Origin of the sequence: Promicromonospora sp. NPDC057488 (assembly GCF_042802395.1) — a bacterium.
Lineage (GTDB): Bacteria > Actinomycetota > Actinomycetes > Actinomycetales > Cellulomonadaceae > Promicromonospora.
This window is the reverse complement of record NZ_JBHVEG010000019.1, coordinates 34,724-59,109: the sequence shown is the minus strand read 5'-3', so window position 1 is coordinate 59,109 and position 24,386 is coordinate 34,724. Positions and strand designations below refer to the sequence as shown.

The window sequence follows — 24,386 nt, the reverse complement described above, 5'->3', positions numbered from 1 at the left end:
GATGAATACCGGCCGGTGGCCGGACCGGCGGCGCTCTCGGCGCCGGCCGGTCCGACCACCGGCACAGCCATGTCAGTCACTGATCCCCCACACCGAGCGATGAGCATCGAGGAGCTCTTGTGACCACCACCGACAGTCCGCCGGACGCCCAGCCCGGCCGGCTGAAGCCGCCCACCCGACGGCGCAACCACGGCGACACCGAGCGCGGCTTCAGCCGGGTGTTCCGCTGGATCACCACCGGGTCCGGCGCGTTCCTGCTGCTGGTCCTGGCAGCCGTCGCCGTGTTCCTCGTCGCGCGCGGCCTGCCCGCGCTGACGGCGTCGCCGGAAGAGCTCAGCGACAAGGGCGGCCTGCCCGCCGGGATGAACTCGCTCTGGGACCTGGTCGGCCCCCTCGTGTTCGGCACGCTCCTGGCCGCGGCCATGGCGCTGCTGCTCGCGACGCCGGTCGCCATCGGGATCGCGCTGTTCATCTCCCACTACGCTCCCCGCCGCGCCGCCTCGGTGATCGGCTACGTGATCGACCTCCTGGCCGCGATCCCGTCCGTGGTGTTCGGCCTGTGGGGCGGGCGCACGCTGGCCCCGATCATCAGCGACGTGTGGGTGTGGATCGGCGGGGCGCTCGACTTCCTGCCGTTCTGGACCGTGAACGTGACGAACACGGGCCGCTCGCTCGCGACGGCGTCCGTCGTGCTTGCCGTGATGGTGCTGCCGATCATCACGGCGGTCTCCCGCGAGGTCTTCCTGCAGACCCCCACGCTGCACGAGGAGGCCGCGCTCGCGCTCGGCGCCACGCGCTGGGAGATGATCCGCACGGCCGTGCTGCCGTTCGGCCGCTCCGGCGTCATCTCGGCCGCGATGCTCGGCCTGGGCCGCGCGCTCGGCGAGACGATGGCGGTGCTGATGATCCTGTCGCCCGGCATCCTCTACTCGTTCCAGATCTTCGACTCGGGCCAGCAGCAGACCATCGCCGCCTTCATCGCGTCGCGGTTCGCCGAGGCCAGCGGGCTCGCGGTGAACGTGCTCATCGCCACCGGCCTCGCGCTGTTCGTCATCACCATGGTGGTCAACATGGGCGCCCGCGCGATCGTCGCGCGGCGCAAGGAATTCTCGGGAGCCAACTGATGAGCGCCACGACCTCGATCACGGACGACGCCGGCGCCGTCGAGCGCACGCGCGCCCTGCTCACCACCGCCGACGGCGGCCGCAGGCGCGCCGACCGGGCCATGACGGTCCTGATCTACGGTGCCTTCCTCCTCGCCGTCATCCCGCTCGTGTCCCTGCTGTGGACGGTCGTCGTCAACGGCATCGAGCGGTTCAACGGTGACTTCCTCTTCACCTCGATGCGCGGCGTCTTCGGCGGCATGGACATGGGCGGCGCCTACCACGCCGCCATCGGAACGCTGATGATCACGCTCACCGCCACGGTCATCTCGGTGCCGATCGGCCTGCTGGTCGCGATCTACCTCGTCGAGTACGGCCGCGGCGCGCTCGCCCGGGCCACGACCTTCTTCGTGGACGTCATGACGGGTATCCCGTCGATCGTCGCGGGCCTGTTCGCGTTCGCGCTGTTCACGATCTTCCTGGGCCCGGGTGCCAAGCTCGGCATCATCGCCGCGGTCGCGCTGAGCGTGCTGATGATCCCCGTGGTGGTCCGCTCCTGCGAGGAGATGCTCAAGCTCGTCCCGAACGAGCTGCGGGAGGCGTCCTACGCGCTGGGCGTGCCCAAGTGGCTCACCATCGTCCGGGTCGTGCTGCGCACCTCCGTGGCCGGCATCACGACGGGTGTGCTGCTCTCCATCGCCCGGGTGATCGGCGAGACCGCCCCGATCCTCATCACCGCCGGTGTGTCGGACTCGATCAACTTCAACCCGTTCGACGGGCGCATGATGACTCTGCCGGTCTACATCTTCAGCCAGTACCGTCAGGGACCGGTGCCCTGCCGGGAGGACGCGCTCGACTGCCTGGTGAGCATCAACTTCGACCGGGCGTGGGCCGCCGCCCTCCTGCTGATCATCATCGTCATGCTCCTCAACCTCATCGGGCGCCTCGTGACCCGGTGGTTCTCCCCGAAGCTGCGCTGACGCGCAGACCCGCCTCAGCCGCAGCTCACACGAAGGAATGATCCGATGGCACAGCGCATCGACGTGAAAGACCTGAACATCTACTACGGCGACTTCCTCGCCGTGGAGGGTGTGTCCATGACGATCGACCCCAAGTCCGTCACGGCCTTCATCGGCCCGTCGGGCTGCGGCAAGTCGACGTTCCTGCGCACCCTGAACCGCATGCACGAGGTGATCCCCGGGGCCCGCGTCGACGGCTCGGTCGAGCTCGAGGGCGTCGACCTGTACGGCGACGAGGTCGACCCCGTGGCCGTGCGCCGCACCGTCGGCATGGTGTTCCAGCGGCCCAACCCGTTCCCCACGATGTCCATCCGCGACAACGTGCTGGCGGGCGTGAAGCTGAACAACAAGCGGATCTCGAAGTCCGACGCGGACGAGCTGGTCGAGTCGTCGCTGCGCGGCGCCAACCTCTGGAACGAGGTCAAGGACCGCCTCGAGAAGCCCGGCTCCGGCCTGTCGGGCGGCCAGCAGCAGCGCCTGTGCATCGCCCGCGCCATCGCGGTGAAGCCGCAGGTCGTCCTCATGGACGAGCCGTGCTCGGCCCTGGACCCGATCTCCACGCTGGCGATCGAGGACCTGATCCAGGAGCTCAAGAAGGACTACACGATCGTCATCGTGACGCACAACATGCAGCAGGCCGCGCGGGTGAGCGACCGGACGGCGTTCTTCAACATCGCGGGCACCGGCAAGCCCGGCCGTCTCATCGAGATGAACGACACGGCGACGATCTTCTCGTCGCCCGCCGAGAAGGCAACCGAGGACTACGTCTCGGGCCGCTTCGGGTGATCGTCCGCTGATCGGGTACGACAAGAGCCGGTGGGTCCGACCCACCGGCTCTTCGTCGTCTCTGTCGTGCCTACTCCGTGGGGGAGGCCGACGGCTCGATGACCTCGACCACCTCGACCGGCACGTAGTCCGCGTACTCCGGCAGCGTGCCGTCGAACACCGGGAGCTGGAACTCCTTGGTGTCCGCGCCGACGCTCAGGGTCGCGTCGAGGTAGTCGCCGGGCGCCGCGGTGACCAGGTCGATCAGGGCGGGCTCGCCCGCCTCGGCGTTCAGGTACACGGTGTCGCCGGCCGGGACCTCGACGACCAGCGGGCCGGCGCCGGGCGACTGGAGCGTGAACGTCGCGTCCTCGGCGCTGGTGTTGGACAGCGCGCCCAGGACGTTGCCCGGCTCGCCCTCGGCGGCGGACACGACCAGGAGGTTGATGCCACGCAGGTCCGTGTTGTCCGCGCCCAGGACGGAGACCCCGACGCCGTCGGACGGGTCGTAGTTGAGCGTCGTCGTGGTCGGGGCGCAGGCCGCCAGGAGGAGGGCCCCCGCAGCGGAGACCCCCGCGACGGCGATGGTGCGGGCGCCTCGGGCGGCGGTGGCGCGACGGGACACGGTGAACTCCCTGATGTTCGTCTGGTTCGGGCGGGGGCGGATCCCCGCAATATCCTAGTGGGCCCACGGGCGTGCCCGCGCATCGCCGAAGGTGACGAACTACCCGGTCAGGGAGTGGCAACGGTCACGGCTACGGAACGATCCGACCGGGGGTGAAGGGGTGGTGACCACCCTCCATCCACCCACATGCAACGCTCTGACCTGCACAAACGCAGTTCGTTCCGGGTCCGCGCGAACCCCAAGGGTGCAAGTTCTCCAGATCACGCCGTGGTAACCTGGTTTCAGGGAAAGGGGACATCTGCAGATGACGTTCACAGTAGGCGAGACGGTTGTCTACCCGCACCATGGCGCGGCGCTGATCGAAGAGATCAAGACCCGCAAGATTCGCGGCGAAGAAAAGATGTACCTGAAGCTCAAGGTTGCCCAGGGCGACCTCACCATCGAGGTCCCGGCGGAGAACGTCGACCTCGTGGGGGTGCGCGACGTCGTCGGCCAGGAGGGCCTCGACCGCGTGTTCGAGGTGCTTCGCGCGCCGTACACCGAAGAGCCCACCAACTGGTCGCGCCGGTACAAGGCGAACCTCGAGAAGCTGGCGTCCGGCGACGTCATCAAGGTGGCAGAGGTCGTTCGCGACCTGTCCCGCCGCGACGCCGACCGCGGTCTCTCCGCAGGTGAGAAGCGCATGCTCGCCAAGGCGCGGCAGATCCTGGTGTCCGAGCTCGCGCTGGCCGAGCACACCGAGGAGGAGAAGGCGGAAGCCATTCTCGACGAGGTTCTCGCTTCCTGACTTACCCACAGGGTCCCCACCACCTCGGACGGGCCGGCCGGGCCACCGGCGCGCGCACCCCACGGGATCCTTCGCTTCAATCATGATCCTGTGGGGACCCGCGACGAGATGACGACCCTTGCAATCCTGACGGCCGCCGGCTCGGGCACCCGACTAGGACGTGACCTGCCCAAGGCCCTCGTGGAGCTGGACGGCTTCCCGCTGGTGCTCCACGCGGCACGCCGCCTGGCGGCGTCGGGAGTCGTCGACTCCCTCGTGGTCACCGCACCCGACGGCCTGACTGACGTCATGACCGACCTCCTGGCGAACGACCCGCACGTGCAGGTCCCCGTCCAGGTGACCGACGGCGGCCCCACGCGGCAGGCATCCGTCGGCGCCGGCCTCGCCCTCGCGCGGGCCGGCGACGACGTGGTGCTGGTGCACGACGCGGCCCGGCCGCTCGTCCCGGCCGACCTCGTGCGGCGGGTCGTGGGCGCCGTCCGCAGCGGCCACGGCGCCGTCGTGCCGGGCCTGCCCGTCACCGACACGGTCAAGCAGGTGCGGCCGGACGGCGACGCCGAGCTCGTCACCGGCACCCCCGACCGCGCGCTGCTGCGGGCCGTGCAGACGCCCCAGGGCTTCGCCCGGGACCTGCTCGTGCGCGCGCACCGGACCGGCGCCGCCCGGGCCCGTGCGGAGCACCTGGCGGCGACCGACGACGCCGGCCTGGTCGAGGTGCTCGGCGAGCCGGTGCACATCGTGCCGGGGGACGCCGCCGCCTTCAAGATCACCACCGAACGCGACCTGTGGCTCGCGTCCCTCGTGCTGCAGGAGAGCAACGCATGACCGACCCGTCGAGCACGCCGGACCGCGCGGTCGCGGCCCCGGCCCCGTACCCCCTGCCGCGTACGGGGATCGGCGTCGACGTGCACGCCTACGCGCCGGACGGCACGGACCGCGAGATGTGGCTCGGGGGCCTGCACTGGCCGGGGGAGCGGGGCCTGGCCGGGCACTCCGACGCCGACGTCGCCGCCCATGCGGCCGCGGACGCGCTGTTCTCGGCGGCGGGCCTGGGGGACCTCGGGTCGCACTTCGGGACCGGCCGTCCCGAGTGGGCGGGGGCCTCCGGGACCACCCTTCTTGCGGAGGCCGCGAGGCGCGTCCGGGCTGCTGGGTACATGATCGGTAATGTGGCTGTTCAGGTGATCGGAAACCATCCGCGTGTCGGCACGCGACGCGACGAGGCCCAGGCGGCGCTGTCCGCCGCCGCGGGCGCGCCCGTCTCGCTGACCGCGACCACTACGGACGCGCTCGGGCTGACCGGGCGGGGCGAGGGGGTCGCGGCCATCGCGACCGCGCTCGTCGTGCCCGACAGCAGGGCGGCGGCATGAACAAGCGGAAGCCGCTGGACGAGCGTCGTGCCGAGATCGTCGAGGCCGGGCTGAGCGTCGCCATGCGCGAGGGCGTCGAGTCCGTGACGGTGCGCCGCGTGGCCCAGGAGGCCGGGATCTCCCTGGGCACGGTGCACTACTGCTTCGACGACAAGGACGCGATGCTGCGCGCCATGGGCCGCGCCATCGCCATGCGTGCGTCGGAGCCCATGATCTCCGCTCTGGAGGCGGGGCCGGACCGCACGACGCTGGCCGAGACCGCCGTCGACGCCCTGCTGACCGGACTCAAGCAGCACCAGCACATGCGGCTGCTGACCTTCGAGTTCGCCGTCTCTGGCGCGCGTACGCCGGTGCTGCGCGAGGTGGCGCAGGCGCACCTCAAGCAGAGCATCGTGATGACGCGGGAATACCTGCAGCGGCTGGCCGACGTCGCCGAGGCCAAGTACCGGACCGACCTCGACGTGCTGTCGCGGACGGTGGCGATCCGGATCGACGGCATCGAGCTGGCCTGGATGGTCGACCAGGACGACGCCGCCGCGCGCTCCGCGTTCGCCGACCTGACGCACGACGTCTTCGACGACATGACGCCCTGAGCCGGCAGCCCCCGGCCGGGAGCTATCCCGCGAAGACCCGCTGGGTGTAGGGGTTGGCGAACACGCCCTGGGGGTCGGCCGCCTCGCGCGCCCGGCGGAAGTCCTCGAACCGGCGGTACTGGCCCGCCAGGTAGCCGGCGTCGCGGGTGTGCATCTTGCCCCAGTGCGGGCGCCCGCCCACGGCCGTGAAGATCTGCTCGGCGGCGTCGAAGTACCGCGCGTACGGCAGCTTCCAGTACTGGTGCACGGCCACGTAGGCGGTGTCGCGGCCGTAGGCGGTGGACAGCCAGACGTCGTCGGCGGGGGCGAAGCGCACCTCGACCGGGAACGGGATGTTCTCGCCGGTGGACCGCTGCCAGGCGTCGAGCTGGTTCAGCACGTCGACCACGGCGGCCCGCGGCACGGCGTACTCCATCTCGCGGAACCGCACGCGGCGGTGGGTGCAGAACACCTGGTGCGACGGCGCCGTGTACCGGCGGGCGCTCAGGGCGCGGGCCGAGATCGCGTTCAGCGTGGGGGTCGCCGCCGGGACGAGCGTGGCGATCCGGTTGACGGTACCGAACAGCGCGTTGGACAGCACCTCCTCGTCGATGAACGAGCGGACCGCGCCGGCCGCCTTGCGCAGGCCGTGCCCCAGGCCGGACCCGGCGTTCGTCCCGGCGTCGACCCGGGTGTTGCGAAGCGTCAGGGCGCGGCGCGTGGCGGGGAACCAGTAGAACTCGAAGTGGTCGCTGCCCGCGACGAGGTCGTCGAGCTCCTCGAGGACGCGGTCCAGGGGCCAGGGCTCCTCGACGGCGAGCAGGTCGAAGGCGGGGACGGCCTCGATCGTCACGGTGCTCAGCACGCCCGTGGCGCCGAGGCCGAGCCGGGAGGCCTCGAACAGGTCGTGCCGTTCGGTGGGCGCGGCGCGCACGACGTCGCCGTCGGGCCCCACGACCGTCAGGGCGCGCACGCGGGTGGCGAGGCCGCCGAACCGCGCGCCCGTGCCGTGCGTGCCCGTGGAGATGGCGCCCGCGACCGACTGCCGGTCGATGTCGCCGAGGTTCTGCATGGCCAGGCCACGCTCGGCCAGGTGCCGGTTGAGCTGGTGCAGCCGCATGCCCGCGCCCACCGTGACCAGGGCGTGCCCCGTGTCCGGGTCGCGCTCCACGCGGTGCAGGGCGTCCAGGTGGTCCAGGTTGAGCAGCACGCCGTCGGTGGCCGCCGCCGGCATGAACGAGTGCCCGGCGCCGACGGCGCGCACCGTGTGCCCGTCCTTGACGGCGCGGCGCACGGCGTCGGACAGCTCGTCCTCGGAGGCCGGCTGCTCGAGTCGTGCGGGCGTGGCGGTCACGTTGCGTGCCCAGTTCGTCCAGATCACGGGAGCACTATCCCACGGGCCCGCTCAGGGGGACAGAACCGGAGTAGCGTTCGGGCATGAGCTCCGCAGCAGACACCGCCGCGCGGCTTTCCGCCGCCACGTCCGGCCTGCCGGCCCCCGTCGCGGTGGTCGACCTGGACGTGTTCGACACCAACGCGCTCGACATCCTCAAGCGGGCCGACGGCGTGCCCGTGCGGGTCGCGTCCAAGTCCGTGCGCGTGCGCTCGCTGGTCGAGCGGGCGCTCGGGCACGGGTTCGCCGGGGTCATGGCCTATTCGCTGCGCGAGGCGCTGTGGCTGGTCGGCCAGGGCACGCGCGACGTGCTGGTCGGGTACCCGACGGTGGACCAGGAGGCGCTGGCCACGCTGGCCGCCGACGCCACCGCGCGCGCCGAGATCACCCTGATGGTCGACGACGTGGCCCACCTCGGCCTGATCGCCGACGCCGAGGAGCGGGCCGGGGCGGGCGGGCCCGAGGCGGCCGCGTCGGCCGCGCGGCCGATCCAGGTCTGCCTGGACGTCGACTGCTCGCTGCGGGTCGGCGTCGGCCCGCTCGTGGCGCACCTGGGCGTGCGCCGCTCGCCCCTGCGCGAGCCCGGCGACGTCGCCGCCCTGGCTACCGTGGCGCAGGCCAAGGGCCTCGCGGTGCGCGGCCTGATGTTCTACGAGGCCCAGGTCGCCGGCCTGCCGGACACCAGCCCCGCGGTCCGGGTCGTCAAGCGGCTCACCATGCGCGAGGTGAACGAGCGGCGGGTGCGCATCCTCGCGGCGGTGCGCGACGCCGTCGGGCACGAGGTGGAGCTGGTCAACGCGGGCGGGACCGGGTCGATCGAGGTGAGCGGCAGCGCGCCGGGAGTGACCGAGGTGACCTCGGGCTCCGGGCTGTTCGCCCCAGGGCTGTTCGACGGCTACCGCTCGTTCGAGGCGCGGCCGGCGGCGTTCTTCGGCCTGGACGTGGTCCGCGAGCCCGCTCCCGGCTGGGTGACGGCGTTCGCGGGCGGGTACGCGGCGTCGGGCCAGGCCGGCAAGCTGCGGCTGCCGCGCCTGTTCACGCCCGGCTACACGCTCAGCGGGACCGAGGGCGCGGGTGAGGTGCAGACGCCCCTCAAGGCCACGCGGGCGGGCGGCGGCATGCTCCGTACCGGGGACCGGGTCTGGCTCCGGCACGCGAAGGCCGGCGAGATGATGGAGCGGTTCGACCAGGTGCACCTCGTGCGGGGCAGCGAGATCACCGAGACCGTGCCGACGTACCGGGGCGAGGGCCGCAACTTCGGCTAGGCCCGCCCGCGCGGTATCGGGTAGAACAAGCCCATGCCCACACTGCACCACCGCAACCGGCCGATGACGGGGCGCGACCCGCACGAGCCGGCGCGCACGGCGACCCCGCTGGAGCTGCTGTTCGACCTCACGTTCGTGGTCGCGTTCGGGGTGGCCGGCGAGCAGGGCGCGCACCTGCTCGCCGAGGGGCATGCCATGTCCGGCATCGTCGGGTTCTCGTTCTCGATGTTCGCCATCTGCTGGGCGTGGATCAACTTCACCTGGTTCGCCTCCGCGTTCGACACCGACGACTGGTTCTACCGCGTCACCACGATGGTGCAGATGATCGGCGTCGTGATCCTGGCCCTCGGGCTGCCCGCGATGTTCCGGTCGCTCGACGAGGGCGACCGCGTGCACAACGAGATCATGGTCGCCGGGTACATCGTGATGCGGCTGGCCATGCTCGTGCAGTGGCTGCGCGCGGCCCGGCAGGCACCCGAGTACCGCTCCACCTGCATGGCGTACGTGCGCACGCTGGTCATCACGCAGATCGGGTGGCTCGTCCTGGCGGTCGCGCCCGTCACGGTCCCGGTCTTCTTCGTGGGCGGCGTGCTGCTCGGGATCGCAGAGATGGCGGGACCGTACTTCGCCGAGCGGTACCGCACGGCCGGCCCCGGCCAGAAGAGCACGCCGTGGCACGCCCACCACATGGCGGAGCGCTACGGGCTGCTCGCCATCATCACGCTCGGCGAGGGCGTGATCGGCACCGTGGCGTCCCTGTCCGCCGTCGTCGAGCACTCGGGATGGACGCTCGACGCCGCCCTCGTGGCGCTCGCGGGCACGGGCCTCACGTTCGGGCTCTGGTGGACGTACTACCTCACGCCCGACGCCGAGCTGCTGCACCGGCACCGGGAGCGGTCGTTCACCTGGGGCTACGGCAACATCGTGGTCTTCGCGGCGCTCGCCGGCGTCGGTGCCGGGCTGCACGTGGCCGGCTACTACCTGGAGGGGCACTCGCACCTCGGCGCCCTCGGGACGGTGCTGGCCGTCGCCGTGCCGGTGCTGGTGTTCGTGGTGGCCGACTACGTCCAGTTCTGGCTGCTGAGCCGGTCGGTCAGCCCGCTGCACCTGTACCTGGTGCTCGGCACGGTCGCGATGCTCGCCGTGGCGGTCGCCGCCGCGGCGGCGGGCGTCGGCATGTCGTGGGCCCTGCTCCTGGTGATGCTCGCGCCGGCGATCTCGGTCATCGGGTACGAGGCGCGCGGGCACCGGCACGTGGCCGGGCTGCTCGGGGACGACGCCTAGACCGTTAGCCTGCACGGATGCGAGCAGCAGTGACGGTGCACATGGACGCGGCCCCCGACCAGGTCTGGGACCTGCTCAGCGACGTCACACGGATCGGTGAGCTGAGTCCGGAGACGTTCGAGGCCGAGTGGACGGACGGCGCGACCGGACCCGCCGTCGGCGCGCACTTCCGCGGGCACGTGCGGCGCAACGGCGTCGGCCCCGTGTACTGGTCGCAGTGCAAGGTGACGCATTGCGAGCCGGGCCGCGACTTCGGCTTCACCGTGTACCTGGGCGGCAGGCGACTGAACAACTGGCGCTACCGGCTGGCGCCCGCCGACGGCGGCACCGACGTCACCGAGTCGTTCGAGCTGGAGCAGCGCGGCGCGGCCCGGGTGTACTGGGCGCTGGCGGGCTGGCACCGGCGCCGGGTGAACGTGCGGGGCATGCGGCAGACCCTGGAACGAGCCCGGGCAATTGTCGAGGCGGGAACCTGAAGCGCCGGTACCCTTGACAGGTGACTATTCGCCTGTTTGACACCGCTGCGCGCGAGGTGCGCGACTTCACCCCCATCACCCCGGGCGAGGTCGGCATCTACCTGTGTGGCGCCACGGTGCAGGCACCCCCGCACGTAGGCCATCTGCGCCCGGTCATCGCGTTCGACGTGCTGCGCCGGTGGCTCACCCGGCGGGGCCTGAAGGTCACCCTGATCCGCAACGTCACCGACATCGACGACAAGGTGCTCGCCAAGTCGGCGGCCGCCGGCCGCGAGTGGTGGGCGCACGCGGCGCTGTACGAGCGCGTGTTCACCCAGGCGTACGACGCGCTCGGCGTGATCCCGCCCACCTACGAGCCGCGGGCCACGGGCAGCGTGCCCGAGATGGTCGCGCTCATGGAGCGCCTCGTCGCCAACGGCCACGCGTACGGCACGGGCGCGGGCAACGTCTGGTTCGACGTCCACTCCTGGCCCGCCTACGGCGAGCTGACCCGGCAGCGGGTCGAGGACCTCAGCCCCGAGGAGGGCACCGAGGTCGCCGCGGGCTCGGCGGGCGAGGCCAAGAAGAACCCGCACGACTTCGCGCTGTGGAAGGCGGCCAAGCCCGGCGAGCCGGCCTCGGCCTCCTGGGACACCCCGTTCGGCCGCGGCCGGCCCGGCTGGCACCTGGAGTGCTCCGCCATGGCGTACCGGTACCTGGGCGAGACGTTCGACATCCACGGCGGCGGCCTGGACCTGCGGTTCCCGCACCACGAGAACGAGCAGGCGCAGTCGCGGGCCGCCGGCTACGAGTTCGCCCAGCGCTGGATGCATGTCGCGTGGGTCACGCAGTCCGGCGTCAAGATGTCGAAGTCCCTGGGCAACGGGCTGCTCGTCAGCGAGCTGCTGGCCCAGGCGCCCGCGCCCGTCGTGCGCTACGCCCTGGTGGCCGTGCAGTACCGCTCCATGCTGGAGTGGGCGCCCGACACCCTGGACGAGGCCCGCACCACGTGGGAGCGCCTGTCGGGCTTCGTCACGCGCGCCTCGGAGCGCGTCGGCGACGTCCCCGCGGAGGAGGTCGCCAAGGCCGAGCTCCCCGAGGCGTTCGCCGCCGCGATGGACGACGACCTCAACGTGCCGCAGGCGCTCGCCGTGGTGCACGAGCACCTGCGCGCCGGCAACACGGCCCTCGCCTCCGGGAGCGACGCCGTCGTCCGCGACGAGCTGGTGACGATGCGTGCGATGCTGGACGTGCTGGGCCTGGACCCGGCCGACCCGCAGTGGTCGACGTCGGGCGACGACCGGTACGCGAACGCCCTCGACGGGCTGGTCGCTGCCGAGCTGAAGGCCCGCGCGGAGGCGCGGGCCGCGAAGGACTGGGCCACCTCCGACGCGATCCGGGACCGCCTCGCGGCCGCGGGCATCGAGGTCCAGGACAACGCCGACGGGGCCCGCTGGTCCCTCTCCTGATCTGACACCCCGGCTAGAGACGAGAAACAAAGATGGCAGGCAATTCCAAGCGCGCCGGAGCGGTGCGCAAGGCCGGCTCCAAGAAGGGCGCGCAGGTCGGCACCGGCGGGCACAGCCGCAAGGGGCTGCAGGGCAAGGGCCCGACGCCCAAGGCCGAGGACCGCACCTACCACCCCGCGCACCAGCGCAAGGTCGCGGCGGAGAAGCGTGCCGCCACGGGGCAGCGCCGGCCGGGCGGCCCGGGCGGGCGCGGCGCCGGCCGCAAGGGCGCCGGCGCGGCCGAGGTGATCGCCGGGCGCAACTCCGTGGTGGAGGCGCTCCGCGCGGAGATGCCGGCCGAGGGCATCTACCTGGCCTCGCGCCTGGAGTCGGACGACCGCACCAAGGAGATCCTGGAGATCGCGCACGCGCGCAGCCTGCCGATGTTCGAGGCGTCGCGCCTCGACCTGGACAAGATCACCGACGGCGCCGTGCACCAGGGCGTCGCGATGAAGGTGCCGGCCTACGACTACAAGGACGCCGACGACCTGCTCGACGTCGCGGCCGAGGCGGGCCAGCCGCCGCTGATCGTGGCGTTGGACGGCGTCACCGACCCCCGCAACCTCGGGGCCGTGCTGCGGTCCGCGGGGGCGTTCGGCGCCCACGGCGTGCTGGTGCCGGAGCGGCGCGCGGCGGGCGTGACGGCGTCGGCGTGGAAGGTGTCCGCGGGTGCCGCCGCGCGCGTGCCCGTGGCGCGGGCTACCAACCTGGCCCGCGAGCTGGCCGAGCTGAAGAAGTCCGGCTGCTTCGTGGTGGGTCTCGACGCGGGCGGCGACATGCCCGTGGGCGAGCTCGCGTACGCGAACGACCCGCTGGTGCTGGTCGTCGGCTCGGAGGGTAAGGGCCTGTCCCGCCTGGTGCGCGACACGTGCGACGCCGTGGTGTCGATCCCGATCGCGGCCACGACCGAGTCGCTGAACGCCGCCGTGGCGGCGGGCATCACGCTCTACGAGGTGGCCAAGCAGCGCACGGACGCGAGCTAGGCCCTAGGCCTGCTGCTCGGCCTCGCCCGGTGCGAGGCCGAGCAGGGCGTCCTCGTCGGGGCGGTGCCGCAGCACGTTCTCGACGTAGGACTTGGCGGCCTCGGGCAGCGGGATGTCCCGCTGCGCCTGCTGCGAGATGAACCAGCGGTGGTCGAGGATCTCGTGGAACAGCTGCGCGGGCTCCAGCTTGCGCCGCATCTCGCGCGGCACGGCGTCGATCGTGGGGCGGAAGACCTGGCGGACCCAGGCGTGCGCCACGATCTGCTCCTGGTCGTTCTGCCGGTCCGTCGCGGCGCGGAAGCTGTCCAGGTCGTTGAGCATGCGGCGCGCCTGGTTCTCCTGGACGTCCAGGCCCGTGAGCCGCAGCAGCCGGCGCGAGTGGTGCCCGGCGTCGACCACCTTGGGCTGGATGCGCACCTTGGTGCCGTCGATGTCCGTGGTGATCTCCAGCTCGCCCACGTCGAAGCCCAGGTCGTTGAGGCGTTCGATGCGCGCGGCCACGCGCCAGCGCTCCTCGGAGTCGAACGCCTCCGAGATGGTGAGGGCGGCCCACAGCTCCTGGTAGCGCTCCACGAGGGCGTCGCCGATGGACACCTCGTCGACGTCCTCGTCGAGCAGCTCGCCCGCGGCGAGGTCCATCAGCTCGCCGATGATGTTGGTGCGCGCCAGGTCGACGTCGTAGTTGCGCTGGCCGTTCGTCAGCGCGCGGTGCATGTCGCCGGTCTCGGCGTCGACCAGGTAGGCGGCGAAGGTCTCGGCGTCGCGCCGGAACAGGGTGTTGGACAGCGACACGTCGCCCCAGTAGAAGCCCACGAGGTGCAGGCGCACCAGGAGCACCGCGAGGGCGTCGATGAGGCGCGTGGCGGTGTCGGGGCGCAGATCCTGGCTGAACAGGGCGCGGTATGGCAGCGAGAACGGCAGGTGCTCGGTGATGAGCACGGCCTCGAGCCGCTCGCCGTCTGGCGCGCTGCGGCCCGTGATGACGCCCACGGGCACCACGGAGGGCACCTCGATGCGGTGCAGCTGCCGCAGCAGCGCGTACTCGCGGTAGGCGACGGTCTCGCCGATCTCCTTGATGGCCAGGACGCGGCCGCCGTGGTTGACGAACCGGACCACGTGCCGCGAGATGCCCTGGGGCAGGGCGGCGAGGACCTCGTCGGGCCATTCCGCCAGCGGGACGTGCCACGGGAGGTCCAGCAGAGTTGGGTCGGGCGCCACCGCGGTGATCTGGAGGTTCTGCTGGGGCATGGGCACCATTCTGGATGACGGGAGCGCCGAGGTAGAACTACGGCGAGATAGAACTATGGCGAGACAGAGCGCCAGCGGGTGCTGACGTTCTATCTCGCCACAGTTCTACTTCGCCACGGTTCTACCTCGGCGAGGGTGGCTCGGCTCAGCCGAGGCGCTCACCCGAGGTCGCGGAGAACACGTGCGAGTGACCGGCCTGGATGGCGACGGAGATGACGTCACCCTTGTCCGGCACACCGCGCGGGTCGATGCGCACGATGACCTGGTTGGTGTCGCCGGCCGAGAGGTCGACGTCGGCGGCGTCGCCCTTGAGCGAGCCGTAGACGAAGGCGTCGGAGCCGAGCTCCTCGACCAGGTTGACCTCGACCTCGAACGAGCCGGCGGTGCCGGACGGGACGACGTCGAGGGCCTCGGGACGGAAGCCCAGGGTGACCTTGCCGCCGTCGGCCTCGCTGAGGCTGCTGGCGATCGAACGCTCCAGGGGGACGCTGGCCGAGCCGACCTTGACGCCACCCTCCTTGACGTCGAACGTGCCGATGTTCATGGCGGGCGAGCCGATGAAGCCGGCGACGAACACGTTGTTCGGGCGGTCGTACATCTCACGCGGGGTGCCGACCTGCTGCAGGATGCCGCCGTTGAGGACCGCGATGCGGTCGCCCATCGTGAGGGCCTCGGTCTGGTCGTGGGTCACGTAGACCGTGGTGACGCCCAGGCGGCGCTGCAGCGACGCGATCTGCGTACGGGTCTGGACGCGGAGCTTGGCGTCGAGGTTCGACAGCGGCTCGTCCATGAGGAACACCTGCGGCTGGCGCACGATGGCGCGGCCCATGGCGACACGCTGACGCTGGCCACCCGAGAGGGCCTTCGGCTTGCGGTCCAGGTACTCGGTGAGGTCGAGGATCTTCGCGGCCTCCTCGACCCGCTGGCGGATCTCCGCCTTCGGGGTGCCCGCGATCTTCAGGGCGAAGCCCATGTTGTCCGCCACCGACATGTGCGGGTACAGCGCGTAGTTCTGGAACACCATCGCGATGTCGCGGTCCTTGGGCTGCACGTCGGTGACGTCCCGGTCACCGATGAAGATGTGCCCGCCGTTGACGTCCTCGAGACCCGCGAGCATGCGCAGCGAGGTGGACTTACCGCAGCCGGACGGGCCGACGAGGACGAGGAACTCGCCGTCCTCGATCTCCAGGTTCAGCTGGTCGACAGCCGGGCGCTCCGTGCCCGGGTAGACGCGCGTCGCGTGGTCAAAGGTGACCGTAGCCATGAGAAAACATCCCTCCACCGGCAGGTACGTGCCGGACGATCCGTTGTGGTCGGGTGCCGTTGCTTCCACTGACGTGTCGGCGGTGACACTGTTGCAGCGCGATCGTACCCCGGTTGGTCAAGGTCGCGGTACAGACCAGGTCACAGGCAGGTCACTCCTCGCCCAGGGTGCGGGCGAGGCCGGCCAGGACGGCGGCGAGCGCGTCGGGGTCGGGCACGCGGTGGGACGCGAGGGTGTCGCCCGTGCCCACCTTGATCGTCAGGTCGCCGGACTCCAGCGCGCTGAAGGCCGCCTCGTCGGTGGTGTCGTCGCCCGCGTACAGGACGCGGACCTTCTCGACGCCCAGCTCGGCCGCCACGGTGCCGCGCAGGCGGCGCAGCGCCTCGCCCTTGCTGGTGGGCACCACCGAGACCTCGACCACGTCCTTGCCGTGCATGGCGGGCAGCCCCTGGTTGGCGGCCACCTCGTCGGCGGCCACGGTGATGGCCGCGGCGTCGTCCACGCTCGCCAGGCGCGTGTGCACGACGGCGGCGGCGGGCTTGACCTGCACCCACGCCCCCTCCCGGCCCGAGACGGCGGACTCGAAGCCCGCCACGAGCGCGTCCAGCTGTGCGGACTGGGTGGTCGTCAGGCGGAACGGCACCTGCTCGACGCCGGAGCTGGTGGCCCGGCCGGCCTCGGCCCCGTGGCTGCCGACGAGGAACGTGCCCTCGGGGGCCACGGTGCGCTCGGCGAGGTCGGACAGGTCGCGCCCGGAGACGAATGCCAGGCGCACCGGGGCTTCGTGCGTAAGGGCGTGCAGCTGCTCGATCGCGGCGCGGGCCGCGCGGGTCATGGCGGACGACTTGGGGTCGTCGACCAGGGGCGCGAGCGTGCCGTCGAAGTCGGAGGCGAGCAGCCAGCCGGTCGTCGGCTTCTTGCGCCGCCCGTTGCCGTTGCTCATCCGGGCCAGGCCCTTGGCGGGCACGCCCTCCGGCAGGGTGGTGAACGCCGTCAGCGCGTCCCGGAGGTTGTGATGGCGGGGCTCCGCGGCGCGCGGGTCCACGCTGAGCGGCCGGGGCGGTACCGCGGTGAGCACCCCCAGGAAGGTCTCGGACCACTTGGCGACGTCGTCCGCGAGGACCTTGCGGCGCAGGCGGCGCATGCGCCGGCGCTGCTCCTTGGGGTCCATGGTCGCGGCGGCCACGATGATGTCCTTCATGCCGTCGATGTCGTGCGGGTTGACCAGCAGGGGGCCGGGGGAGAGCTCGTCGGCGGCGCCGGTGAACTCGCTCAGCACCAGGGCGCCCCGCTCGTCGGAGCGGGCGGCGATGTACTCCTTGGCGACCAGGTTCATGCCGTCGCGCAGCGAGGTGACCAGCAGCACGTCGGCCGCGAGGTAGAGCGCGGCCATCTCCTCGGGCGGGTAGGAGTGGTGCAGGTAGTGGATCGCGGAGTGGCCCAGCTCGCCGTACTCGCCGTTGATGCGGCCCACGAGGACCTCGACGTGCTCACGGAGATCCTGGTAGGCGCCCACGTTCTCGCGGCTCGGGCTGGCGACCTGCACGAGGGTGGCGTGCTCGACGTTGAGGCGGCCGTCGTCGAGCAGCTCGCCGTACGCCTTGATGCGGTGCCGGATGCCCTTGGTGTAGTCGAGGCGGTCCACGCCCAGCATCAGCGTGTCCGGGTTGCCGAGGTCGGCCTTGATCTCCTTGGCGCGGGCCTGCACCTCGGGCGTGCGCGCCAGGGTGTCGAACCGGTGGGAGTCGATCGAGATGGGGAACGACGACGCGCGCACGTGCCGGCCGGGCCGCCCGTCGGCGTCCGGGATGGTGATGACGGGGCCGCGGGTGGTGTAGCCCGTGAGCCGGCGGGCGGACCGCACGAAGTTCGCAGCGTCGCCGTTGCGCTGGAAGCCCACGAGGTCCGCGCCGAGCAGGCCGTCGATGATCTGCCGCCGCCACGGGAGCTGCGCGAACAGCTCGACCGGGGGGAACGGGATGTGGTCGAAGAACCCGATGCGCAGGTCCGGGCGCAGGTCGCGCAGCATGCGGGGGACGAGCTGGAGCTGGTAGTCGTGCACCCAGACGACGGCGCCCTCGGCGGCCTGTTCCGCGGCGGCGTCGGCGAAGCGCTGGTTGACGCGGCGGTAGGCGTCCCACCACTGCCGGTGGTAGGCGGGCGGGGCGATGACGTCGTGGTAGAGCGGCCAGAGGGTGTCGTTCGAGAACCCCTCGTAGTAGCGCTCGATCTCGGTGCCGCTCAGCGTGACCGGCACCAGCATGACGCCGTCCGCCTCGAAGGGCTCGTGCGCGAGGTCCGGGGCGCCGGACCAGCCGACCCAGGCGCCGTCCGCGCCCTGCATCACCGGTTCCAGGGCCGTGACCAGGCCGCCCGGTGACCTCTGCCAGGTGAGACCACCGTCTGGGCCGACCGTGAAGTCGACCGGGAGCCGGTTCGCGACGACGACCAGATCGTACCCGTCTTTACCCGGCAATGTACTGCTCCTTATGTGTGGAAGATTCTATCTGTGCAGTGTCAAGAGTAGCGAGGTCTCTTCCCTGCTCAGAGTAACGAGGTCGGCTCCCACTCGAACGTCGGTACGCCGCGGTGCTGGTCAGGGGCTGGATGTTGGCGGGCGTCCGCCGTCCGCGACGACTACGGTGTGCCTCATGGAGGAGGCGGAGGCGTCGATCGCGCTCCCGCCCGGCTCCGGCCCCGCTGCCGGTTCGAAGCTGGGCGGTTACACGGTCGTGCACGAGATCGGGTCCGGCGCCATGGGCGCCGTCTACCGCGCCCTGGACGACGGCGGCAACGCCGTCGCCCTCAAGATGCTGCACCGCCACCTCGACGACCCCGCCGCCCGCGAACGCCTGCGCCGCGAGGCCACCGCGCTGCAGGGCCTGCGCCACCCGGCCGTGGCCCGCGTGCTGGACGCCGAGCTCGACGGCGCGGACGCCTTCATCGTCACCGAGCTCGTCGAGGGCCCCACCCTCGAGGAGGAGATCGACGCCCGCGGGCCGCTCGACCCCCGGGACCTCTTCGAGCTCGCCGACCAGCTCGCCGACGCCCTCGAGGCCGTGCACGGCACCGGCGTCGTGCACCGCGACCTGACCCCCTCCAACGTGCTCATCGCGCGCACCGGGCCCGTCCTCATCGACTTCGGGCTCGCGCAGGGCCCGGGCGACCCCCGGGCCACCCGGACCGGGTTCGTCATGGGCACCCCCGGCTACCTCGCCCCCGAGCTGCTCGACGGCGCCGAGCCCGGCCCCGACACCGACTGGTGGTCCTGGTCCGCGGTGCTCGCGTTCGCCGGCACCGGCCGCGCGCCGTTCGGCGTCCGGCCCACCGAGCTGGTGCTGCGGCGCTCGCGGCAGGGCCAGGCCGACCTCGACGGGCTGGAGCCGCGCGTCGGCCGTGCGCTCGCCGCCGCGCTCCGGGCCGTGCCCGCCGAGCGGTGGGGCCCCAACGAGGTGGCTCGGGCGCTGAAGGCCGAGTCCGAGGCGTTCGTCGCGGCCACCTCCGGCGGCGACGACGCCAGGACCGCAGATCTCGACTCCGCCGACGACGGGACCATCGTGGTCGGCGGCGGGGGATCCACCCGCGTCATGCCGAAGGGCCTGCTGCCCCGGCGGCGGCCGGTGTCCGCCGCGGCCGGCGGCGCGGGCGTCGGGGCGGCCGCCGGAGCCGCCGCCGGAGCCGCCGCGGCCGCACGCAACCCCGTGGGCGGCGTCAGCGACCTGGCGCCGACCCCCAGGGGCCGGTCGGTCACGGGACGCGCCGTCGGCTCGCCGGGCCCCGGCGCCCTGCCGGCCCCGTCCCTCGTGCCGGAGCAGACCAACCCCGCGCGGGTCACCGGCTTCCGTGCGCTCTTCCTGACCCTCACCCTCGCGCTCGTGGCGCTCGCCGCCACGCGGCCCGGTGTCGCCGTCATCGTGTTCGTCGTGCTCCTGATCGTGACCCGCCTGGCCGGCATCGCGGTCGAGGAGTTCCGCGGCCGCCGGCAGCGGCGCGGGCCGAGCCGCGCCGACGCGCTGGTGGCGACGCTGCTCTCCCCGTGGCACCTGGTGCGCGCCGTGTTCGGCGTGCTGCCGGCCGCGGCCGTCGGCCTCTGCGCCGGGGTGATCGTGGTGCTGCTGGGGCTCATGCTGTTCGCGCCCGGCAACGTGATCATCGCCCCCATCCCGACGGTCGAGGCCCGGTCGGTGGGCGGTATGAACCAGCCCATCGTCGACAGCCTGGTGCTCGGCGTCGCGATGCTGGTCACGGTGGTCGTGACGTGGTGGGGACCGGCGTCGTACGGGACGCGGGTCGGGGCCGGGCCGCTGCTGCGCCGGATCGCCCCGACGAGGGGCACCAGGACCATCGTCACGCTGGTCGTGCTGGCGCTCGCGCTGCTCGCGGCGGTGCCCCTGTTCGGCACTCCGGTGGACGTCCACTGGTGGCCGCTGGGCGACCGGCCTTCCGTCACGTGGTGACGCTCGACCGGGTGTCGGGAACGTACAGAAACGTTCAGCAGTCTCCCAGCGGACGCTAGTAGGCTGGGTGAAGGCGCGTGTCGCGCCTCGCCCCATTGGCCCGCATCTCGAAGGACCCCGATGTCGACGAATCAGACCAAGGCACAGCGCCGCGACGCGGCCCGTGCCGAGGCCCTTGCACTTCAGAAGAAGCAGCAGGCGAGCGAGAAGCGCAACCGCCTCATCGTGCTCGGCGCGCTCGGGCTGGGAGTCATCGTCCTGGTCGTAGCTGTCGTCATGATCTTCATGGAGTCCCAGAAGACGCCCATGGAGAAGGTCGAGAACATCCCGGCCGGCGTGGTTCAGGACACGGGCATCCCGATCGGCGCCGACGGCGTCGCGGGCACCTCGAACGAGGGCGCGAAGACGCTCGACGTCTACGTCGACTACATGTGCCCCATCTGCGGCCAGTTCGAGCAGACCAACAGTGCGAGCATCGCCGAGATGCGCGAGGCCGGTGACGTCACGTTCATCGTGCACCCGGTCGCCATCCTGGACCGCGTGTCGCAGGGCACCGACTACTCGACGCGTGCCGCCTCGGCCGCTGCCTGGGTCGCCGACCGGGCGCCCGAGCAGTTCGCCGCCTTCCACGACGCGATGTTCGCGAGCCAGCCGCAGGAGCAGACGCCGGGTCTGACCGACGAGCAGATCGCCCAGGTCGCCGAGCAGGCGGGCGTGCCGGCCGAGGTCGCCGCGGGGATCACCGACGGTGACGCGGAGGACACCTACCGCGAGTGGGTCGAGGCCGCCACGTCGGTCGCGGGCAGCGACCCCGCCGTGGTCAGCCCGGACACGGGTCAGCTCGGGACGCCGAGCGTCCTGATCGACGGCAAGCGGTTCGAGAGCTGGCAGACCCCGGGCGCGCTGTCCGCTGCGATTACGGGCGAGGAGCCGAGCTCCGAGCCCTCCGCCTCGCCGTCCGAGTAGGCAGTCAGGTAGGACGACGGCGGGGTCCCGGGCTGCGGTCCGGGGCCCCGCCCGTCTGTGTCCGGGGCGTTCCGCCGACCCGCTGGTCCGGGACTCGGCTGACGGCGGCAGAAACGGTTAGGCTGTTCCCCGCCCGCCGCCTTAGCTCAGCTGGTAGAGCTCCCGCCTTGTAAGCGGAAGGTCGTCGGTTCGAACCCGACAGGCGGCTCCACGCTCCACAGCAGGTCAGTGCCGTTCCGGTGCTGGCCTGCTGTCGTTCCTAGTGCTTCGAGGTGTTCTCGTGCTCTTCGTCGACGAAGAGACGTGAAAGCCCGCCGAGGGTGACCATCAGCGTGACGAACGCGAGAACCAGGCTGGCGATGATCCAAAGTGTCCACTGGAGCCATGCCCATGGCGTCAAGATGCCAAGCTGCCAGATTCCCCAGGTGACACCGCCGCCCACCACGGAGACGAGGATCATGGTGGCGAGGTTGCTGCGGTCGATCCTGCGGCGGCGTCGGGGCGTGCCGACTTCTGGGTTCGTCTGCAGCGCGACCTGCACGGCCAAGCCGTTGGCGGCCTCTTCCAGCGCAGCCCTGCCTCGCCCCTCGGGCATGGCCGAGTGAAGAGTCAGGAGGCGGCGCAATCGCCGCTCACGCCCGGACGTGAAGTCGAAGAACAGGCCAAGAGCTGTCTGTACCCCGACGAGTATGGCGGGGAGCGCTGCCAGGATTCCTAACCCATCCGATACGTCCACGAGGCGAGGGTAGCGACCGCTCCGTCTCAGGTGTCGTCAGACGTACCGGCGGCGGCCGGCGAGCGCGCCGAAGACCATCTGGGCCACCAGCACCGCCAGGAGCATGGCCAGCGGGACGAACCAGCTGCCCGTGACGTCGTGCAGCAGGCCGAACAGGAACGGCCCGAGCGCGGCGAAGAGGTACCCGAAGCCCTGCGCCATCCCGGACAGCCGGGCGGTGTCGGCGCCGGTCCGCGCACGCAGCGCGATCACGGTCAGGGCGAGGGAGAACACGCTCATCCCGAGGCCGGCCAGCAGGCTCCACAGCAGCGGCGACCAGGCCGGGGCCAGCATCAGGCCGGCCGTCCCGGCGACGCCCAGGACGCTGAGCGCGATGATCCACCCGCCCTGTCCGCGCCCGCGCGCGGCCAGGGGAGCGACGAACAGGCTGATCGGCACGGCGACCAGCGAGACCAGGCCCATCAGCAGCCCGGCTTCGGAGCGGGGCACGCCGGCGTCCATCAGGACCTGCGGGAACCAGCCCATGGCGGCGTACGCGTAGAAGCCCTGCAGGCCGAAGAAACCGGTGACGATCCAGGCCAGGCGGTTGCGCAGCAGCGAGCGTCCGCCGTCGGCGGTCTCGGTCCGACGGGGCGCCCGGCCCGAGCCGCGGGCCGCGACGAGCCACACCAGCAACGCGACGACGGCCAGCACCGCCCAAGCACCCAGCGCGGGGCGCCAGCCGCCGAACGCGTCGCCGAGCTGCGGCGTCACCGCCGACCCGAGGGCGCCGCCGCCCTGCAGGGCCGCGGTGTAGACGCCGGTCATGAGGCCGATGCGGGCCGGGAAGGAGTCCTTGATGACGACCGGGATCAGCACGTTGACCAGGGCGATCCCGGCGGTGGCGACGAGGGTGCCGCCGAGCACCACGAACGGCCCGTCGAGCACGCGCAGCACGAGCCCGCCGGCGAGCGTGGTCAGCGCGACCGCGATGGCGGCGCCGATCCCGGCGCGGCGGGCCAGCAGCGGCGCGACGAGGCCCGCGCCGGCGAAGCACAGCGTCGGCAGCGTCGTCAGCACGCCCGCCCAGACCGCGGAGACCCCCAGGTCGACGCGCATCTCCTCGAGCATCGGGCCGACGCCGGTGATGGCCGGGCGCAGGTTGAGGGCGACGAGCACCACGGCGACCGCGAGCAGCGCCCCGGCGGCGACCACACCCGGGGTCCGGATCTCCACGGCGCCGTCCAGCTCAGCTTCCAGGCCAGGTCCACTGTGTTCGACGCGCATGACCGCTACGATGGCATACGTAGGATGATTGGACGAAAGGATTCCACTGTGCCGTTGGCCACCACCCACCGGGTCGGCCTCGTCGACCAGGTCATCGAGCAGCTCCGGACCGCCGTCCGCGAGGGCGAGTGGCCGATCGGCGAGCGCATCCCCACCGAGCCCGAGCTCTGCGAGCAGCTCGGCGTCGGCCGCAACACCATCCGTGAGGCCGTGCGCGCGCTCGCGCACACGGGCCTGCTGGAGGTCCGCCAGGGGGACGGCACCTACGTCCGCGCCACGAGCGAGGTCTCCGGCGCCATCCGCCGGCTCGCCGGTTCGGAGCTGCGCGAGGTGCTGCAGGTGCGGCGCACCCTCGAGGTCGAGGGTGCCCGGCTGGCCGCCACGGAGCGGACCGAGGAGGAGGTCGCCGAGCTGCGCGCCCTGCTCGCCCGCCGCGCGACCGAGCTGGCGGAGGGACGCTGGGAGGACTTCGCGCGGACGGACGCCGAGTTCCACGGGGCCGTCGTCCGCGCCGGGCACAACGGGCTGCTGACGGAGCTGTACCTGGGGCTGACGGAGGTCATCACCGCGAGCGTCGCCGCGACGTCCACCATCACGCCCGGCGTCGAGCACGCGCCCGAGATCGGCCACGAGGACCTGGCCGACGCCATCGCCGAGCGGGACCCGGAGCGGGCCGTCGCCGAGGCCTGCGGCTTCCTGGACGAGCTCCTGGCGCGCGTCGAGGGCTCCTGAGCCCTGCCCCTCGCGCTCAGGCCCCTGCTGCCCCCGCCACGGCCCGCACCAGGTGTTCCGCGACGGCGCGGCGCTGGGCCTCCGGCATCGACCGGTAGGCGAGCGACTCGAACATCCACAGCCCGTCGGCGGCGAGGCGGGCCACCAGCAGGGACAGTGCGGCGGGGTCGGCCTCGGCGTCGTCCGGCACCGGCGCCCACCGCTCCAGGACGGCGCTCCACGGCGCGGCCCACTCGGGGCGGGTGGCGGCCTCCAGCATGAGCTGCAGCTCCGCGCGGGTCGCCGACTCGGCGCTCACGCGGATGTAGGCGGCCAGCCGCTCGCCGGCGGTGAGCTCGTCGGCCGGGCGGCCGGCGTCGGCCTCCAGCGTCCTCTCCCAACGCTCGGCCAGGTGCTCGTGGATGGCGACGAGCAGCCCCTCACGCGAGGGGAAGTGGTACATGATCCCGCCGCGGGTCAGCTCGGCCTCGGCCGCCACGGAGTCGAACGTCACGGCCGTGACGCCCTCGCGCTGGACCAGGCGCACTGCGGATTCGAGGATGCGGTCGCGGTTGCTCGGTCGCACGGGGTCTCCTGCGGGGCTGCGTC

At 72.2% G+C, this 24,386-nt stretch carries 23 protein-coding genes and 1 tRNA gene; 16 read left to right on the top strand and 8 right to left on the bottom strand.

What is annotated here, in order from left to right; genetic code table 11:
* The first annotated feature begins 119 nt into the window (after window positions 1–119).
* The 3 genes from pstC to pstB are packed head-to-tail and all read left to right on the top strand — an operon-like array spanning window position 120 to window position 2,908.
* Window positions 120–1,124 carry a phosphate ABC transporter permease subunit PstC gene (gene pstC, locus ACFU5G_RS06330; RefSeq protein ID WP_377241882.1) on the top strand — a complete coding sequence of 335 codons (1,005 nt, stop codon included), beginning with the start codon at window positions 120–122 and terminating at the stop codon, window positions 1,122–1,124.
* The gene (pstA, locus tag ACFU5G_RS06325; protein WP_377241880.1) at window positions 1,124–2,083 is read left to right on the top strand and encodes a phosphate ABC transporter permease PstA; all 960 of its coding nucleotides are present in this window, start codon (window positions 1,124–1,126) and stop codon (window positions 2,081–2,083) included. Before pstC ends, pstA begins: the two co-directional genes overlap by 1 nt.
* A gap of 45 nt (window positions 2,084–2,128) precedes the next feature.
* Window positions 2,129–2,908, top strand: coding sequence for a phosphate ABC transporter ATP-binding protein PstB (gene pstB / locus ACFU5G_RS06320; RefSeq protein WP_377241878.1), 780 nt, complete (start codon window positions 2,129–2,131; stop codon window positions 2,906–2,908).
* 70 nt (window positions 2,909–2,978) lie between these two features.
* Here pstB and ACFU5G_RS06315 read toward each other — a convergent pair whose 3' ends face one another.
* On the bottom strand, window positions 2,979–3,512 hold the full coding sequence (locus ACFU5G_RS06315) for a hypothetical protein (RefSeq protein ID WP_377241876.1): 534 nt from the start codon (window positions 3,510–3,512) through the stop codon (window positions 2,979–2,981).
* Between the two features lie 304 nt (window positions 3,513–3,816).
* On the opposite strand from ACFU5G_RS06315, the gene ACFU5G_RS06310 reads away from it, so the two are divergent.
* The 4 genes from ACFU5G_RS06310 (at window position 3,817) to ACFU5G_RS06295 (ending at window position 6,262) form a co-directional block, all read left to right on the top strand.
* A complete protein-coding gene (locus ACFU5G_RS06310; RefSeq protein ID WP_020017968.1) occupies window positions 3,817–4,299 on the top strand; it encodes a CarD family transcriptional regulator in 483 nt (160 codons plus the stop codon).
* Between the two features lie 108 nt (window positions 4,300–4,407).
* Window positions 4,408–5,124, top strand: coding sequence for a 2-C-methyl-D-erythritol 4-phosphate cytidylyltransferase (ispD, locus tag ACFU5G_RS06305; RefSeq protein WP_026366151.1), 717 nt, complete (start codon window positions 4,408–4,410; stop codon window positions 5,122–5,124).
* On the top strand, window positions 5,121–5,669 hold the full coding sequence (ispF, locus tag ACFU5G_RS06300; RefSeq protein ID WP_377241874.1) for a 2-C-methyl-D-erythritol 2,4-cyclodiphosphate synthase: 549 nt from the start codon (window positions 5,121–5,123) through the stop codon (window positions 5,667–5,669). The genes ispD and ispF overlap by 4 nt, the downstream gene beginning before the upstream one ends.
* Window positions 5,666–6,262 (top strand): TetR/AcrR family transcriptional regulator, encoded by a 597-nt coding sequence (locus ACFU5G_RS06295; RefSeq protein WP_020017971.1) that lies wholly within the window; start codon window positions 5,666–5,668, stop codon window positions 6,260–6,262. Before ispF ends, ACFU5G_RS06295 begins: the two co-directional genes overlap by 4 nt.
* Window positions 6,263–6,284: 22 nt before the next feature.
* Here ACFU5G_RS06295 and ACFU5G_RS06290 read toward each other — a convergent pair whose 3' ends face one another.
* Window positions 6,285–7,622: a D-arabinono-1,4-lactone oxidase gene (locus ACFU5G_RS06290; protein WP_377241872.1), complete on the bottom strand. Its 1,338-nt coding sequence runs from the start codon at window positions 7,620–7,622 to the stop codon at window positions 6,285–6,287.
* Window positions 7,623–7,678: 56 nt separating this feature from the next.
* On the opposite strand from ACFU5G_RS06290, the gene ACFU5G_RS06285 reads away from it, so the two are divergent.
* Genes ACFU5G_RS06285 through rlmB form a run of 5 tightly spaced genes read left to right on the top strand, consistent with a single transcriptional unit; the run spans window position 7,679 to window position 13,129 of the window.
* Window positions 7,679–8,899 (top strand): amino acid deaminase/aldolase, encoded by a 1,221-nt coding sequence (locus ACFU5G_RS06285; RefSeq protein WP_377241869.1) that lies wholly within the window; start codon window positions 7,679–7,681, stop codon window positions 8,897–8,899.
* A gap of 33 nt (window positions 8,900–8,932) precedes the next feature.
* Complete coding sequence (locus ACFU5G_RS06280) at window positions 8,933–10,183, top strand: low temperature requirement protein A (RefSeq protein ID WP_377241867.1); 1,251 nt, start codon at window positions 8,933–8,935, stop codon at window positions 10,181–10,183.
* Window positions 10,184–10,200: 17 nt separating this feature from the next.
* Entirely contained in the window at window positions 10,201–10,659 is a 459-nt protein-coding gene (locus ACFU5G_RS06275; RefSeq protein ID WP_377241865.1) for an SRPBCC family protein, read from the top strand.
* 20 nt (window positions 10,660–10,679) lie between these two features.
* On the top strand, window positions 10,680–12,107 hold the full coding sequence (gene cysS, locus ACFU5G_RS06270) for a cysteine--tRNA ligase (protein ID WP_377241862.1): 1,428 nt from the start codon (window positions 10,680–10,682) through the stop codon (window positions 12,105–12,107).
* Window positions 12,108–12,139: 32 nt separating this feature from the next.
* Window positions 12,140–13,129, top strand: a complete 990-nt coding sequence (gene rlmB, locus ACFU5G_RS06265; RefSeq protein WP_377241859.1) for a 23S rRNA (guanosine(2251)-2'-O)-methyltransferase RlmB — start codon at window positions 12,140–12,142, stop codon at window positions 13,127–13,129.
* A 3-nt stretch (window positions 13,130–13,132) separates the two neighbouring features.
* On the opposite strand, the gene ACFU5G_RS06260 is transcribed toward rlmB, so the two are convergent.
* From ACFU5G_RS06260 to otsB, 3 genes are all read right to left on the bottom strand, one after another.
* Window positions 13,133–14,377 (bottom strand): DUF4032 domain-containing protein, encoded by a 1,245-nt coding sequence (locus ACFU5G_RS06260; RefSeq protein ID WP_377241857.1) that lies wholly within the window; start codon window positions 14,375–14,377, stop codon window positions 13,133–13,135.
* A 145-nt stretch (window positions 14,378–14,522) separates the two neighbouring features.
* Window positions 14,523–15,641 (bottom strand): ABC transporter ATP-binding protein, encoded by a 1,119-nt coding sequence (locus ACFU5G_RS06255; RefSeq protein ID WP_377241855.1) that lies wholly within the window; start codon window positions 15,639–15,641, stop codon window positions 14,523–14,525.
* 151 nt (window positions 15,642–15,792) lie between these two features.
* On the bottom strand, window positions 15,793–18,117 hold the full coding sequence (otsB, locus tag ACFU5G_RS06250; protein WP_377241853.1) for a trehalose-phosphatase: 2,325 nt from the start codon (window positions 18,115–18,117) through the stop codon (window positions 15,793–15,795).
* Between the two features lie 175 nt (window positions 18,118–18,292).
* Between otsB and ACFU5G_RS06245 the strand changes: the two genes are divergently transcribed.
* The 3 genes from ACFU5G_RS06245 to ACFU5G_RS06235 all read left to right on the top strand — a co-directional run bounded on the left by ACFU5G_RS06245 (window position 18,293) and on the right by ACFU5G_RS06235 (window position 21,275).
* Window positions 18,293–20,098 carry a protein kinase gene (locus ACFU5G_RS06245; protein ID WP_377241851.1) on the top strand — a complete coding sequence of 602 codons (1,806 nt, stop codon included), beginning with the start codon at window positions 18,293–18,295 and terminating at the stop codon, window positions 20,096–20,098.
* A gap of 120 nt (window positions 20,099–20,218) precedes the next feature.
* The gene (locus tag ACFU5G_RS06240; RefSeq protein WP_377241849.1) at window positions 20,219–21,064 is read left to right on the top strand and encodes a DsbA family protein; all 846 of its coding nucleotides are present in this window, start codon (window positions 20,219–20,221) and stop codon (window positions 21,062–21,064) included.
* Between the two features lie 135 nt (window positions 21,065–21,199).
* A tRNA-Thr gene (locus ACFU5G_RS06235) sits at window positions 21,200–21,275 on the top strand.
* A gap of 48 nt (window positions 21,276–21,323) precedes the next feature.
* On the opposite strand, the gene ACFU5G_RS06230 is transcribed toward ACFU5G_RS06235, so the two are convergent.
* Both ACFU5G_RS06230 and ACFU5G_RS06225 read right to left on the bottom strand, forming a co-directional pair.
* Window positions 21,324–21,800 carry a hypothetical protein gene (locus ACFU5G_RS06230; protein WP_377241847.1) on the bottom strand — a complete coding sequence of 159 codons (477 nt, stop codon included), beginning with the start codon at window positions 21,798–21,800 and terminating at the stop codon, window positions 21,324–21,326.
* A 36-nt stretch (window positions 21,801–21,836) separates the two neighbouring features.
* Entirely contained in the window at window positions 21,837–23,066 is a 1,230-nt protein-coding gene (locus ACFU5G_RS06225; RefSeq protein WP_377241845.1) for a CynX/NimT family MFS transporter, read from the bottom strand.
* Window positions 23,067–23,114: 48 nt separating this feature from the next.
* On the opposite strand from ACFU5G_RS06225, the gene ACFU5G_RS06220 reads away from it, so the two are divergent.
* Window positions 23,115–23,798: a FadR/GntR family transcriptional regulator gene (locus tag ACFU5G_RS06220; RefSeq protein WP_377241843.1), complete on the top strand. Its 684-nt coding sequence runs from the start codon at window positions 23,115–23,117 to the stop codon at window positions 23,796–23,798.
* A 16-nt stretch (window positions 23,799–23,814) separates the two neighbouring features.
* Here the strand turns inward: ACFU5G_RS06220 and ACFU5G_RS06215 are convergent, their stop codons facing one another.
* Window positions 23,815–24,363, bottom strand: a complete 549-nt coding sequence (locus tag ACFU5G_RS06215) for a TetR family transcriptional regulator (RefSeq protein WP_377241841.1) — start codon at window positions 24,361–24,363, stop codon at window positions 23,815–23,817.
* Window positions 24,364–24,386 lie beyond the last annotated feature (23 nt).